This is a genomic window from Ahrensia kielensis DSM 5890, from assembly GCF_000374465.1.
Lineage (GTDB): Bacteria > Pseudomonadota > Alphaproteobacteria > Rhizobiales > Rhizobiaceae > Ahrensia > Ahrensia kielensis.
This window is the reverse complement of the sequence record NZ_KB894530.1, coordinates 155,439-170,129: the sequence shown is the minus strand read 5'-3', so window position 1 is coordinate 170,129 and position 14,691 is coordinate 155,439. Positions and strand designations below refer to the sequence as shown.

The window sequence follows — 14,691 nt, the reverse complement described above, 5'->3', positions numbered from 1 at the left end:
AGCGGGCTTTGACAGACGCAACGAACCGACGCTTGCCGCAATTGGGCGGAAGCAGAAGAGAAGAAAAGGGGTGCTGCAATGGCCCAACAAAACACTTTACCCAGCCTTTCAGGCGGCGCAGACGGCTTGTCCCGTTATATGGAGGAAATCCGCAGATTTCCTATGCTGCAGCCAGACGAAGAATATATGCTGGCAAAACGATATCATGAACATGACGACACAGAAGCCGCGCACCGCATGGTGACGAGCCATTTGCGCTTGGTTGCCAAGATCGCGATGGGTTATCGCGGCTATGGTTTGCCAATCGGCGAAGTTGTGTCCGAAGGCAATGTCGGCCTTATGCAGGCTGTGAAAAAATTCGACCCAGAACGCGGGTTTAGACTTGCCACTTATGCAATGTGGTGGATCAAAGCCTCTATTCAGGAATATGTGCTGCGCTCTTGGAGCCTTGTGAAAATGGGCACAACCGCCAATCAAAAGCGGCTGTTCTTTAATCTACGCAAAGCGAAAAACCGTATTCAGGCACTTGGCGAGCATGATCTGAACGAAGAACAAGTTCAGAAAATCGCGACAGATCTGAAAGTGTCCGAAGCAGAAGTGCTGTCCATGAACCAGCGCCTTTCTGGCGATGCATCGCTCAACGCGCCTATCCGCAATGCGGATGGCGAGAGCGGTCAATGGCAGGACTGGTTAGTTGATGAATCAGACAGCGCAGAAACAATGCTTGTCGAAGAAGATGAACTCGATCACCGCCGTTCAATGCTCAACGATTCTATCGAAGTGCTGAACGAACGTGAGCAGCGCATTTTCCGTGCACGCCGCCTGTCGGAAGACCCGATGACACTTGAAGATTTGAGCCAAGAGTTCAACATTTCACGCGAACGGGTTCGCCAGATCGAGGTACGCGCTTTTGAAAAAGTTCAAGAAGCAATGGTTGCCGCAGCAGCAGAATTAGCAGCGCCGCAAAAGCAACTTGAAGCACATTAAAACCTACCTCTAAACAAATCAAAGCCCTGCTGATTTACATCATGCGGGGCTTTTTTGTATTTGGAACAAGCAGCCATATTGATTTCGATATATGAATCGTATACGTTTCATATATCGACCAATCTGCAAATATGATAGGCTAAGTGACTTATGGGCATTGTAAAAATAGACGACGAACTGCACGAACAAATACGATGCGCCAGCACGGTCATGTGCCGCTCAATCAACGCACAGGCCGAATTTTGGATGAAAATCGGTATGTTAGCCGAAGCCAATCCAGCCTTATCGTTTAATGACATTGTCAAAATGCAGCTGGAAGCAGCCAGTCGTCCTTCTTCAGATTTAGCAGCCGCTTAAATGGTCAAAACACCCGATGAACTTGCGCTGATGCGCGTGTCAGGCAAATTACTGGCATCTGTTTTTGATATGCTGGACATGCAGCAAATGGTCGGCATGTCGACATTGCAGGTCAATGATCTTGTCGAAGACTTCATAACGAAGGATTTAAGTGCCAGACCGGCAAGCAAAGGCCAATATGGCTATGCTTTCGTTCTTAACAGTTCAATCAACCATGTAGTCTGTCACGGCATACCAAGCGCCGATGAAATTATCCGCGATGGTGATATTATCAATCTTGATATCACGCTGGAAAAGAACGGCTTTATCGCAGATTCCAGCAAAACCTATATCATCGGTAACGCTGCGCCTGCCGCAAGAAAATTGGTGCGCACGGCTGAAGCCGCCATGTGGCAAGGCATTAAGCAGGTGCGCCCCGGTGCCCATGTCGGCGATATAGGCTTTGCAATCGAGCGCTTTGCTAAGAAAAACGGCTATTCTGTCGTGCGTGAATATTGCGGCCACGGCATAGGCAGAGATATGCACGAAGACCCACAAGTGATGAATTTCGGGCGGCGCGGCACAGGCGCAAAACTGCGTGAAGGCATGGTCTTTACTGTCGAGCCTATGCTCAATCAGGGCACACGCAATGTGTCCACACAAAGCGATGGTTGGAAAGTCACCACCAATGATAACAAACTATCAGCGCAGTTTGAACATACCGTCGCGGTCACAGCAAAAGGCGTTGAGGTTCTAACACTTCGCAAAAACGAACAATTAGCGCTCTAATTCGCATGGAGGCCGCCGACTTGCGGCGGCAATCCCCAAGCTTAATTATTAATCGGCGCGGCATCCCAAGCGGCAAACACATCTTTAAAGACACGCTCGCCCGGAATACCTTTTTCCAGCGTAATCAATGCGCGGCGACCATTGGTGTACTGCATTGGAATATCAATCCAGTTTTCCCGTGTCATTAATTGCACATTGGTTTCTACCGCTGTTTTTGCATCGGTTAGCGCAATCAGGAAGATGTTTTGATCCAGCGGCGCAGGCACAGCAATCAGTGCGTTACCTGCGTCTTGCTCATTGGTTTTGAAGGTCACGCGCTGAACATCAGCAATGCCGCGCCCATCAAAGTTCTCCGGCACGCGGAAGAAAAGTTCAATAATGTGACTTGCCGGAAACGTACTATCGCCATTGCGGCGGATCGTCATTTCCATCTTCAACCCAAGTTCAGGGATCGATGTTTCTGCGCGAATGGCAGGCTCTACAGGCAGTTCACCGCCCGGTGATTCATTCACCACGGTCCAAACCGTTGCACCTGTCAGCGCAGTGCCGTCTTGTGTGCCTGTGCGCTCTTCATAAAAGATTGCGCGTTGGCCAACGAGCGTTGCTGGCGTTTCCGCAGTCGCATCGCCTGTATCGGCAGCAGCTGTATCTTCTGCGGTCTGTGGCTCATCATTGCGCGTGCCAGCAGTTTGAGGTGAAACAGAACTTCCCTCATTCGCGCCAGCATCAGCCCCTTCAATCGGGCCTTCATCAATTTCGGTTCCGTCTTCATTCAGACGCTGCGTAAATTTATTGGGTGCTTCTTCAGCATTGCTGACATCTTCAACCAATGAAGGCGTCACTTCATTTTCAGCAGCAGCAACCTCTTCCTCAGATGCTTGATCATCATTGGTAACGGACGTGCTTGTCACAGTGCGAACTGGAACACCGCCCTCTTCACTGACAACCGTATCGCCGCCCGTTAAACCTTGCCACCAAGGCACTGCTGTTTCGCTATAAAACGCGCCTAACTGGTCTTTCTTTTCATAAGCAGCATATGCACCACCGCCCAGCAAGGCCAGCACTGCAACAGCAATAATTGCTTTCTTAGCGCCGCCGCCACTTTTTGTTTCTTCATCAGAAGAAACCAATGGCGGAATACCGACGGAACTATCACGGCGTTCACCTTCAACAGCGCCAATATCAGCGCCCACTGATGCTGGAACAGCCTCAATACCCGAAGTCACATCATCCAAAACATCATCAGCTTTTTCAGCTGTTGAAACTTCAAAATTCTGCTCACGCTCAGCAAGATTGCTTTCTTGCTCTTTTAAGAAATCAGCTAGCGGGTCATTGTTTGCCGCTGGCATCTCTGCCGCAGGTTCATTGTCTTTGTCACCAAACAGTTCACCAATTGTTTTATTGATATCATCAATCGAAGGCTCATCATCGACAGAAGCGTCAACAGATGGCGTTTCGACATATGAGACAGCGTCAGAAAATGATGCTTCAATCGGTGCAGATGACGCATCATCATTTGCTTTTTCTGCGCTCAGCGCACCATCAGCAACAATTATCCCGTCAGAAACATCATCAACGGCTTCAACAGCATCTACAGGCTGTTCAAACTTTGGTGGCTCAACGGCAATATCTTCAACCGGCGTCGGCTCAGCGACGGGTTCATCCAAAACATCAGCTGCAACAGGCGCCGAAGAAACCTGATTATCTGCCTCGTCCACGTCCAAACTTGCAGGCAAAGGCGCATCGACATCACTATCCGGTGCAGGATCGAAAGGCGGCGTTACCTCAGGCTCTGGCTCAGCCGGTTTTGGCAATTCTGGCTCAGGGGCAATTGGCGCAGGCTCTGGTACGCTTGGCACCTCTGGCTCGGGCTCGGCCGGAATTTCTGGCGCAGGCACAACAGGCACATCTGGTACTTCTGGCTGCGTTGGAGCAGGTTTCGGTAATTCTGGTTCAGGCTCTGCTGGCGCAGGTTCTGGAGCACTTGGCACTTCTGGTGCTTCTGGCGCAGCAGGCACTTCAGGCTCTGGCGGCGGCGCAACAGGTGCCGCTACCTCAGGCGTACTGACCGGCTCGGCAGAATATTCTACCTCAACAGAATTAATCGCATCTTCAAGCTTGGCAAATTGGCGGTCAATCGCGGCTTGCGGAGGTCTATTCTCCATCGCATCGATTTGTTTTTTGACCGTCGCGCGCGCTTTGTCATAGACTTTTGCACGCAATTCAGGTGTCGCCTCACTCATATTGCTGAGTGTTTTTCTGATTACTGCTGCAAAATCTGCCATAAATTCAATCCGGTATATTTACGTTCACAAGGAGAACTTAATCCTGAAACGGGTCCGTAACAAGTATTGTGTCGTCGCGTTCTGGGCTAGTTGACAACAAAGCGACCGGCGCACCGATTAATTCTTCGATGTGACGCACATATTTAACCGCTTGCGCAGGTAAATCGTTCCATGAACGCGCACCAGCCGTCGTACCGCTCCAGCCTTCCAGCGTTTCATAAATCGGCACAACACGCGCCTGTGCGCCTTGGCTGGCTGGTAGATAGTCAATGCGTTCGCCGTCAAGCTCATAACCAACACAGACTTTAATTTCGTCCATACCATCAAGAACATCAAGTTTGGTCAGCGCAATGCCTGTTATGCCATTGACCGCACATGCCTGACGCACAAGCACCGCATCAAACCAGCCACAGCGACGCTTGCGTGCTGTAACCGTGCCCCATTCGTGGCCCTTAGTGCCAAGATGCTCGCCAACGTCGTTCAGCTGCTCTGTTGGGAAAGGCCCCTCGCCCACACGGGTCGTATAGGCTTTTGTAATACCAAGCACATAGTTGATTGCACCTGGCCCCATGCCAGAACCAGCAGCGGCCTGACCAGCAACAACATTCGATGATGTAACAAATGGGTAAGTACCATGATCAACATCAAGCAATGTGCCCTGTGCACCTTCAAACAATATGCGTTTTCCTGCGCGGCGCTTATCGTCAAGCACCTTCCAGACCTTATCCATATAAGGCAAAATCTGGTCAGCAATAGATGTCAGCTCTTCTAAAATCGTTTCATGCGTCACTTCAGGATGACCAAGACCACGGCGCAGCGCATTGTGGTGCGTCAACAGACGATCCACTTTGGCAGGCAATGTGTCCTGATTGGCAAGGTCCATCACGCGGATCGCACGGCGGCCAACCTTATCTTCATAAGCAGGGCCAATGCCTCGGCGCGTTGTACCAATTTTCGTGCCCGAATTTGACGCAGCATCTTCGCGGAAACCATCCAGCTCGCGGTGCAGTGACAAAATGAGCGGTGTGTTTTCGGCAATCTTCAAGACCTCAGGTGTGATCTTGACGCCCTGCTCAGACAAACGCGTTACTTCGGCCACAAAGGCATGCGGGTCAAAAACCACACCATTGCCAATTACGGATAATTTTCCGCGCACAACACCAGAAGGCAAGAGTGAGAGCTTATAGACGTTGCCATTCACAACAAGAGTATGGCCGGCATTATGACCACCTTGAAAACGCACCACAACATCGGCACGTTCAGAAAGCCAATCGACGATCTTGCCTTTGCCTTCATCACCCCATTGGGAGCCAACCACTACAACATTTGCCATCAAAAACTCCGGCGTAAGAATTCTAGTAAAAAAGCTTAACGCGCGGTCTATAGCTTTCATTGACGCAAAGCGTAAGACCAATGCGCACGTTCTGTCACTTTCAACACTGTTTTTTCTGGCAAAAACAGGCATAAACAACATTTAATTCGCTTACAGCCCCCAATTCACCCAAGGTCGCACCGTGCAGAACAACAAAAACGCTTATATTTTCCTGTTTTTGACAACACTATTTTGGGGCGGCAATGCCGTTGCGGGCAAACTGGCTGTGGGTCATGTGTCCCCTATGATGCTCACATCCATACGCTGGGGTGTCGCTGTCTCTTTATTATTGTTGATTGGCGGCAAGCAATTTTGGCAAGACCGCGCGATTATCAAGCCGCATTTGCCCCTGCTTTTCATTTATGGCGGTTTAGGTTTTGCGGTGTTTAACGTGACGATGTATTCCGCACTCAATCATACCTCAGCCATCAATGTCGCCATTGAGCAGGCTGCGGTGCCTGCGGTCATTTTTATCGGTAATTTTATCCTGTTTCGTATGCGCGTAAGCGCACTGCAAATCTTTGGCTTTTCGCTATCGCTCATTGGCGTTGCTGTCGTTGCTTCTCACGGCAGTTTAGAACGCCTTGCAGCGCTTGAAATAAACAAGGGCGACATGTTCATGGGCATTGGCGTTTTGGCCTATGCCGCCTATTCCGTCATCTTGCGTTACAAACCCGATCTACATTGGAAATCGCTCATGACCACAATGGCGATCGCGGCTTTCATCGTGTCCTTGCCCTTTGCCTATTTCGAACTCAAAGGCCCAAATGCTATATTGCCGGACGCGCAAGGCTGGGCGATTGGTTTTTATACAGCAATTTTCCCCGCCATTATCGCGCAAGTGCTTTGGATAAAAGGCATTGATCTTATCGGCGCAAACCGCGCAGGCGTGTTCATCAATCTCGTTCCTATTATCGGAACAATATTAGCTGTTATCATTCTTGGTGAAGTCTTTGGCCTTTACCATGGCATCGCAATGGCCTTGGTCGTTGGCGGCATTTGGATTGCTGAAAGCAGTGGGCGCAAAGCACATAGAAATGCGCCGGATGTACCGCGGTAATTTGTGAAAGTAACAGATGTAATGCAGCGTTAAGCGCAGTCATTATTTCATGAAGCTAGAGCTTGGCGGCTGACGTCAGACCGCAAACTGAGGTAGTATATTATGCCCATTTTATTTTGCGTCCGGGCAACCACCAAGCACATTAAACATAGCATAAAAAAGGCGCCCCTAACATAGGAGCGCCGATCACTTTTTTGCTGCAGTGCGAAGTCAGCAGCGTTTAAATATCAAATTGCAATGCTTTTGCAGATGTAATCTGGTCATGTGAGCGCACTTCATCGAGCACGGCTTCTGGAACAGGACCATCCACATAGAGCAATGCAATGGCATCGCCGCCTTGATCTTTACGGCCAAGCTGGAAGTTGGCGATGTTGACGCCATTTTTACCAAACACCGTGCCGAGCATACCGATGGTACCCGGTGTGTCCTTGTTGGTTAAATAGATCATGTGACGGCCAATTTCAGCATCGAGGTTGATGTCCTTGATCTGGATAAAGCGCGGTTTACCGTCGACAAAACATGTTCCAGCAACTGAACGCGTTTGGTTCGCGGTTTTAACAGTCAGCTTGATATAACCATCAAAAACGCCGGATTTATCACGCTTGACTTCAGATACCTGAATACCACGCTCTTTGACCATGATCGGTGCTGACACCATGTTCACATCGGCAACCTGCGGACGGATCAAGCCAGCCAATGTTGCGCTGATAAGTGCGCGTGTGTTCATCTCGGAAACCGAACCATCAAACAGGATTTCAACTTCCTGAATCGCGCTTTCAGTCGCCTGCCCAACAAATGCACCAAGCATTTCAGCCAGTTTAACAAATGGCTTGAGAACCGGCGCTTCTTCAGCAGTAATCGACGGCATGTTGATCGCGTTAGATACCGCACCTTTCAGCAGATAGTCAGACATTTGTTCTGCAACTTGCACGGCAACATTTTCTTGAGCCTCAGAAGTTGAAGCGCCCAAATGCGGCGTACAAACAACGTTCGGCATGTCAAAGAGTGGGTTTTCTGTTGCTGGTTCTGTTTCAAACACGTCAATGCCTGCACCAGCGACTTTGCCTGATTTCAAAGCTTCAACCAAATCAGCCTCAACGATCAAACCGCCACGTGCACAGTTAACAATGCGAACGCCAGTTTTCATTTTAGCAAAGGCTGCGGCATTGATAATGCCGCGTGTTTTGTCGGTCATTGGCGTATGCAAAGTAATAAAATCAGCACGGGCCAGAAGCGTGTCCAGATCAACTTTTTCAACGCCAAGCTTTACAGCGCGTTCTTCAGAAAGGAACGGATCGAAAGCAACGACATTCATTTTAAGACCGATAGCGCGGCTTGCAACAACAGCACCGATGTTGCCACAGCCAATAACGCCAAGCGTTTTGCCGGTGATCTCAACACCCATAAATTTGGATTTTTCCCATTTACCAGCACGCGTTGATGTATCGGCAGCAGGCAGTTCACGCGCAACCGCAAAAATCAGCGCAATCGCATGTTCAGCAGTCGTGATTGAGTTGCCGAACGGCGTATTCATCACGATAATACCTTTGCGTGATGCAGCCGGAATATCGACATTATCAACACCGATACCAGCACGGCCGATGACTTTAAGCTTCGCTGCAGCTTCAATCAGCTTTTCAGTTGCTTTTGTCGCCGAACGGATTGCCAAACCATCATACTGATCGATAATGCTCAGTAGCTTTTCTTTGTCTTTGCCAAGCTCTGGCATAAAATCAACATCAATTCCGCGATCACGGAAAATCTGGACGGCAGTTTCAGACAATTTGTCAGATACGAGTACTTTAGGTGCAGCCATTGTTTTGGCCTCCATTACAAAATTAATCTTGGGAGAAAAACGGCGGCCTCTCAGCCACCGCAGTAATTACAAAGCTTAAGCAAGCTGGGCTTTTTGAGCTTCAAACGCATAACCAATCCATGGCATCAACGCTTCAAGGTCAGCGGTTTCTACCGTTGCACCAGCCCAAATACGAAGACCCGAAGGCGCATCGCGGTAAGCACCGATGTCATAGGCAACGCCTTCTTTATCCAGCGCAGAAACAATTGCTTTGGCAAAAGCTGCCTGTTCATCGGCAGGAAGTGCCTGAACCGCAGGATCAGTAATTTTCAAACAGACTGATGTGTTCGAGCGCGTTGCAGGATCAACCGCAAGATTTTCGAGCCAATAGACATTGTCGACATAGTTTTGGATAGCGGCAAAATTTGCATCTGCGCGGCCCATCATGCCTTTAAGGCCACCAATGGACTTTGCCCATTCAAGCGCGTCAATCGCGTCTTCCACGGCCAGCATAGAAGGTGTGTTGATGGTCTCGCCTTTGAAGATACCTTCAATTAGCTTACCGCCTTTCGTCATGCGGAAGATTTTAGGCAGCGGCCATGCAGGTGTATAATTTTCAAGCCGTTCAACAGCGCGCGGTGACAAGATTAGCACGCCATGCGCACCCTCGCCGCCAAGCGCTTTTTGCCAAGAAAATGTGATAACGTCGAGCTTATCAAAAGCTAGATCCTGCGCAAATGCAGCAGACGTTGCATCGCAAATCGTCAAGCCTTTGCGGTCAGCAGGAATGAAATCTGCGTTGGGAACACGCACGCCAGACGTTGTGCCGTTCCAAGTAAACACCACATCATTGTCAAAATTAATTTGGCTAAGGTCCGGCAATTCGCCGTAACCAGCTTCAATCTTGCGGCAATTATCAAGCTTTAGCTGTTTAACAACATCGGTTACCCAGCCAGAACCAAAGCTTTCCCACGCAACCATATCAACGCCGCGTTCGCCGAGCATTGACCACATGGCCATTTCAACAGCACCTGTATCAGATGCTGGAACGATGCCGATGCGATAATCATCAGGTACTTGCAAAACCTCGCGCGTCAGATCGATGGCCTGAGCGAGCTTTGTCTTACCAATTTTAGAGCGGTGGGATCTTCCAAGGGCCTGCGCATCAAGTTCTGCAGCTGACCAACCAGGACGCTTAGAGCACGGTCCTGAAGAAAAATTAGGGTTAGCCGGACGGATGTCCGGTGTCGTCGTATTTGTCATCTTCTATCCTTCCAGATAGTAAGCCTCTCGTTAGGGAGAGGTGGCCTGCCCTTGCGATACTGCGAAAACACAAGCGCCGTCAAGATGACTTTTTGAATTATTCAGAAAAGATTTTGTCGCATGCATAAAACGAAAAAAGCCAGCCCATGAGGCCGGCTTTCCACGTCAAACAGTAACGTTATTATTTGTAAATCGGCGCAGGCTGATAATCCGGAATCGGCTCTTGGTAGCTAGAGCCACCAAATTTATAGCGAAGACCGGCACGAACCTGATGCTGTTCAAAGCCATGATCGTAGCCAGGGCCTGTGCTATTAGCGAAAGCAAACTGGCCGCCACCTGCAGTCCGCTTATAGCGATAACCAAGATCGAGAGCGAGTTTATGTGAGATGTCATATGAGAAACCGGCCATCAAAGCATAAGCAAACCGCCAATTTGATCGGCCATCATGCGTGACGGTTGGATCACAAATTGCAGAATTGGCTACATCACATTGCGTGTTGTTTAAAGATTTCCACTTTACATGAGCGCCACCGATACCGGCACCAACATAAGGGGTAAAGCCTGCATATGTACCAAGGTCAACATAAGCGTTAGCCATGACAGTTAAAGCTGAAAAGCTAGATGAATCTGTTGATACACAGGCACCAGAACCAATACCGCATGGCCCACGTGTTACACCTGTAAAATCAGAGTCAAAATCATAATCGAGCGTTACATCAGTACGTAAGAAGTTGTTGATCTGGTAACCAAGACCACCGCCAACGAAGAATGCTTCATCAACATCGCCAAACAGTTTGTTAGTTCCGCCTGGTGTGCCATAGATCGCACCACGATACTCACTCCATGAATAGCCAACATCACCGCGAATGTACCAACCGGATACGGCTGCAGGCACACTTTCTGGCACTTGGTAAACCGGTGTTTCAATAACTTGCGGCTCATAAAGGTCCGCTGCAAATGCAGAAGCTGTCATAACCATTGCAATGGCTGAGCCTGCGGTCAGTAATTTTACTGCGTTTTTCATAATCAATTCCTCAAAAGCCCTAAACTCTACAAATGGGCAAATAGCTGCGCTTGAGGCTATAATGATGGGGAATGGTTAAAACGCACTTAACCGTGTTTTTTTACCGTATATCTTCACCACGTTTGTTTTCTATTTATAATCCAATATCAATTTTTTCCTGTAATTACAGGAACTTGAAAAAAGAAAAACAAGCGTTTGATAGAGGCAGAAAACTGAAAAATTGAACGAACAGCACCCAAAACTCATGCTGCGCAATGTTAAACGCACCATCAGTCTCGATTTAGAACAGAGAAAAATTAGGTCGCTAACTTAAGATTCACCGATTAAATCGGCCAAATCCGTGACAACTTTATTGACCAAAGAACGGTTATCACCTTCCGCCATAACACGGATCAGCGGCTCTGTTCCCGATGCTCTGATGACCAATCGGCCAGAATTACCCAGTTCAGATTTGGCAGTTTCAATCGCATCCATGACCACTTTATCTTCAAGTGGCTTACCACCATTAAAGCGCACGCTCTTGAGAAGTTGTGGCACCGGTTCGAATTTTCGGAAAGCTTCGCTTGCTGGCTTATCGGAATTTTTTAAACAGGCCAGCATCTGCAACCCAGCAATAAGGCCGTCACCGGTCGTCGCATAATCCGTTAGAACGATATGGCCAGACTGCTCGCCGCCAACATTATAGCCGTTCTCACGCATATGGCTAACCACGAAGCGGTCGCCCACTTTGGTGCGCGCAAGGCTCATGCCTTCGTCTTTCAAGAAACGCTCTAGACCAAGATTAGACATGACAGTCGCCACAATGCCGCCGCCTTGAAGTCGGTCGGCTTTATGCCAGCTTTGGCCGATCGTGGCCATAACCTGATCACCGTCAATAACAGCACCCTTTTCATCAACCAGAACAAGGCGGTCCGCATCGCCGTCAAGCGCGATACCAAGATCGGCACGAACTTCTGTCACCTTGCGCGAAAGAGCTGCTGGTTTTGTGGAGCCGCAATCCTCATTGATGTTAACACCATTCGGCGTAACGCCAATCGACACAACTTCTGCGCCCAGCTCCCATAGTGCAGCAGGTGCCGCCTTATAAGCAGCACCATTGGCACAGTCGATAACAACGCGCATGCCAGCGAGTGTCATTTTGCGCGGGAATGTGCGCTTGGCAAATTCAATATAACGGTAAAGGTCACCCTCAACGCGTTGCGCACGGCCAATATCGCCGCACTCTTTCATTTGGCTAGAAAGATCATCATCAAGCAATTGCTCGATTTTTAACTCCAACTCATCCGAGAGTTTATAGCCGTCAGGACCAAAAAGCTTGATACCATTGTCTTCATAGGAATTGTGAGAAGCTGAAATCATCACGCCAATGTCTGCACGCAGGCTTCGCGTTAGCATCGCAACAGCCGGTGTCGGCACAGGCCCGAGCAGAAAAACATCCATGCCTGCTGCGGTAAAACCAGCAACCAAAGCATTCTCGATCATATAGCCGGAACGGCGCGTATCTTTACCGATAACAACACGGTGGCGGTATTTGCCGCGCTGAAAAGCAACGCCAGCGGCCATACCGACCTTCATCGCAACTTCAGCAGTCATGGGAAAAGTATTGGCCCTGCCACGAATACCATCCGTACCAAAATATTTGCGCGACATATACATCCCCAAAGTGCTTTTAAGTTTTTGCTATACGAGAGATCGCACCAAAAAATCAAGTTCGGTCAGTATATATGAAAAAGGCCGCTTTCGCGGCCTAATTCAATCAACAAGGTAAACATCAATTACAATATGTAATCATTCTTAGCTTTGCGGCTGTGGCTCAAGGCCTGCATCAGGCTCATCACCTTTGCGGCGGCCCTTACCAGCTTTAGGAACAGCAGACCCGCGCGACGGTGGTGAATCATCACCTTGGTCACGTGAAGGCTTTTCACCAGCCATGATTTGCTTAATCTCAGCACCGGTTAGCGTTTCATACTCAAGCAGACCTTCGGCAATCGCGATCCACTCATCTTTATGATCAGTGAGAATCCGGCGCGCTTCTGCATAAGCATCATCCACAAGGCGGCGCACTTCACTATCAATAATCTGAGCCGTTGATTCAGACACATTTTTAGTTTGTGCAACAGAATGGCCCAAGAACACTTCCTGCTGGTTTTCGCCGTAAGCAACTTGACCCAGCTGGTCAGAAAAGCCCCATTGCGTAACCATGGCACGCGCAAGTTTGGTTGCCTGCTCGATATCTGATGATGCGCCAGATGTAATATTCTCTTTGCCGAATTTAATTTCTTCAGCAACACGGCCACCCATCAAAATGATCAAACGTGAGATCATATATTTGTAGCTCATCGAATATTTATCGCCTTCAGGCAATTGCATCACCATGCCGAGCGCACGGCCGCGCGGAATGATTGTTGCTTTGTGCAGCGGATCAGCAGACGGCACTTTTACTGCCGTAATCGCATGACCAGCTTCATGATAAGCTGTGAGTGTTTTTTCTTCTTCTGTCATCGCGTTGGAGCGGCGTTCCGCACCCATCATGATCTTATCTTTAGCGTCCTCAAATTCCTGCATTGTCACAAGACGCTTGTTACGGCGCGCTGCAAGCAAAGCAGATTCATTGACGAGGTTCATCAGATCAGCACCCGAAAAGCCCGGGGTGCCACGTGCAATCACTTTCAAATCAACATTCGGCGCAAGCGGCACATTGCGTACATGCACTTTCAAGATTTTCTCGCGGCCTTCAACATCTGGATTAGGCACAACAACCTGACGGTCAAAACGGCCCGGACGCATAAGCGCAGGGTCAAGAACGTCTGGACGGTTAGTCGCAGCAATCAGAATAACCGATTCATTGGCTTCAAAACCATCCATCTCAACAAGCAATTGGTTGAGCGTTTGTTCACGCTCATCATTACCACCGCCAAGACCGGCACCACGATGACGGCCAACCGCATCAATCTCATCGATGAAAATGATACATGGCGCATTCTTTTTGGCTTGTTCAAACATGTCACGCACGCGGCTTGCACCAACGCCGACAAACATTTCAACAAAGTCAGAACCTGAAATCGTAAAGAACGGCACTTCCGCCTCACCGGCAACAGAACGTGCAAGCAAAGTTTTACCAGTACCTGGAGGGCCAACGAGCAAACAGCCACGTGGGATTTTACCGCCAAGGCGCTGGAACTTTTGCGGATCGCGCAAAAATTCTACAATTTCCTCAAGGTCCTGCTTGGCTTCATCAACACCAGCAACATCAGCAAATGTGATGCGGCCATGCGCTTCGGTTAGCAATTTGGCCTTAGATTTACCAAAGCCCATCGCTTTTGAACCGCCGCCTTGCATCTGGCGCATGAAGAAAATCCAAACACCTAGGATGACAATCATCGGCAACCAAGACAATAGGATGCTTGTGAATGAGCCCGAACCATCGTTCTCAGGCCGCGCACGTATTTCTACGCCGCGATCTTCCAAACGCTGCACAAGGCCCGTATCGCCAGGCGAATAGGTCTGGAAAGTAATATTGGTATCGCCGTAAGTACCAACGATACGCTCGCCGGTAATCGTCACAGATTTCACGCGACCCGTAGAAACATCTTCCAAAAATTGGGTGTAGGAGACGTCACGTGTTGCAGTCGTCTCACTAGGCGATTGGAACATGTTAAACAGGGCGATCAGCATAATTGCGATTACGGCCCATAATGCAAAATTACGGTAGTTGGGGTTCATTGCTTTTCCAGACTTGCACGCACGCGCGCACTTGAACTTCATTGTTTACATCAAGAT

The 14,691-nt window shown here is 49.1% G+C and carries 11 protein-coding genes; 4 read left to right on the top strand and 7 right to left on the bottom strand.

The window, feature by feature from the left end:
* Positions 1–78 precede the first annotated feature (78 nt).
* From rpoH to map, 3 genes are all read left to right on the top strand, one after another.
* Positions 79–987, top strand: coding sequence for an RNA polymerase sigma factor RpoH (gene rpoH / locus C504_RS0110190; RefSeq protein WP_018689235.1), 909 nt, complete (start codon positions 79–81; stop codon positions 985–987).
* 150 nt (positions 988–1,137) lie between these two features.
* Positions 1,138–1,344: a ParD-like family protein gene (locus C504_RS0110185; protein ID WP_026317387.1), complete on the top strand. Its 207-nt coding sequence runs from the start codon at positions 1,138–1,140 to the stop codon at positions 1,342–1,344.
* Positions 1,345–2,112, top strand: a complete 768-nt coding sequence (gene map, locus C504_RS0110180) for a type I methionyl aminopeptidase (protein ID WP_018689233.1) — start codon at positions 1,345–1,347, stop codon at positions 2,110–2,112.
* Between the two features lie 41 nt (positions 2,113–2,153).
* Here map and C504_RS17615 read toward each other — a convergent pair whose 3' ends face one another.
* Together C504_RS17615 and C504_RS0110170 are read right to left on the bottom strand one after the other, a co-directional pair.
* The gene (locus C504_RS17615; protein WP_018689232.1) at positions 2,154–4,397 is read right to left on the bottom strand and encodes an MSCRAMM family adhesin; all 2,244 of its coding nucleotides are present in this window, start codon (positions 4,395–4,397) and stop codon (positions 2,154–2,156) included.
* Positions 4,398–4,434: 37 nt separating this feature from the next.
* A complete protein-coding gene (locus C504_RS0110170; RefSeq protein WP_026317386.1) occupies positions 4,435–5,730 on the bottom strand; it encodes an adenylosuccinate synthase in 1,296 nt (431 codons plus the stop codon).
* Between the two features lie 181 nt (positions 5,731–5,911).
* Here C504_RS0110170 and C504_RS0110165 point away from each other — a divergent pair, with 181 nt between their 5' ends.
* Entirely contained in the window at positions 5,912–6,829 is a 918-nt protein-coding gene (locus tag C504_RS0110165; protein WP_041951668.1) for a DMT family transporter, read from the top strand.
* Between the two features lie 220 nt (positions 6,830–7,049).
* On the opposite strand, the gene serA is transcribed toward C504_RS0110165, so the two are convergent.
* The 5 genes from serA to ftsH all read right to left on the bottom strand — a co-directional run bounded on the left by serA (position 7,050) and on the right by ftsH (position 14,634).
* Entirely contained in the window at positions 7,050–8,645 is a 1,596-nt protein-coding gene (gene serA, locus C504_RS0110160; RefSeq protein WP_156815920.1) for a phosphoglycerate dehydrogenase, read from the bottom strand.
* A gap of 75 nt (positions 8,646–8,720) precedes the next feature.
* Positions 8,721–9,887 carry a phosphoserine transaminase gene (locus C504_RS0110155; RefSeq protein WP_018689228.1) on the bottom strand — a complete coding sequence of 389 codons (1,167 nt, stop codon included), beginning with the start codon at positions 9,885–9,887 and terminating at the stop codon, positions 8,721–8,723.
* 181 nt (positions 9,888–10,068) lie between these two features.
* Positions 10,069–10,911, bottom strand: a complete 843-nt coding sequence (locus C504_RS0110150; protein WP_018689227.1) for an outer membrane protein — start codon at positions 10,909–10,911, stop codon at positions 10,069–10,071.
* A 309-nt stretch (positions 10,912–11,220) separates the two neighbouring features.
* Positions 11,221–12,561, bottom strand: coding sequence for a phosphoglucosamine mutase (glmM, locus tag C504_RS0110145; RefSeq protein ID WP_018689226.1), 1,341 nt, complete (start codon positions 12,559–12,561; stop codon positions 11,221–11,223).
* Between the two features lie 144 nt (positions 12,562–12,705).
* Positions 12,706–14,634, bottom strand: coding sequence for an ATP-dependent zinc metalloprotease FtsH (ftsH, locus tag C504_RS0110140; RefSeq protein ID WP_018689225.1), 1,929 nt, complete (start codon positions 14,632–14,634; stop codon positions 12,706–12,708).
* Positions 14,635–14,691: the final 57 nt, after the last annotated feature.

What these genes read in the sequence shown, in the direction of transcription:
- C504_RS0110170 (WP_026317386.1), bottom strand. Translation starts at nt 5,730, where the DNA reads ATGGCAAATGTTGTAGTGGTTGGCTCCCAATGGGGTGATGAAGGCAAA.
- glmM (WP_018689226.1), bottom strand. Translation starts at nt 12,561, where the DNA reads ATGTCGCGCAAATATTTTGGTACGGATGGTATTCGTGGCAGGGCCAAT.
- map (WP_018689233.1), top strand. Translation starts at nt 1,345, where the DNA reads ATGGTCAAAACACCCGATGAACTTGCGCTGATGCGCGTGTCAGGCAAA.
- C504_RS0110155 (WP_018689228.1), bottom strand. Translation starts at nt 9,887, where the DNA reads ATGACAAATACGACGACACCGGACATCCGTCCGGCTAACCCTAATTTT.
- C504_RS17615 (WP_018689232.1), bottom strand. Translation starts at nt 4,397, where the DNA reads ATGGCAGATTTTGCAGCAGTAATCAGAAAAACACTCAGCAATATGAGT.
- ftsH (WP_018689225.1), bottom strand. Translation starts at nt 14,634, where the DNA reads ATGAACCCCAACTACCGTAATTTTGCATTATGGGCCGTAATCGCAATT.
- C504_RS0110150 (WP_018689227.1), bottom strand. Translation starts at nt 10,911, where the DNA reads ATGAAAAACGCAGTAAAATTACTGACCGCAGGCTCAGCCATTGCAATG.
- C504_RS0110185 (WP_026317387.1), top strand. Translation starts at nt 1,138, where the DNA reads ATGGGCATTGTAAAAATAGACGACGAACTGCACGAACAAATACGATGC.
- rpoH (WP_018689235.1), top strand. Translation starts at nt 79, where the DNA reads ATGGCCCAACAAAACACTTTACCCAGCCTTTCAGGCGGCGCAGACGGC.
- serA (WP_156815920.1), bottom strand. Translation starts at nt 8,645, where the DNA reads ATGGCTGCACCTAAAGTACTCGTATCTGACAAATTGTCTGAAACTGCC.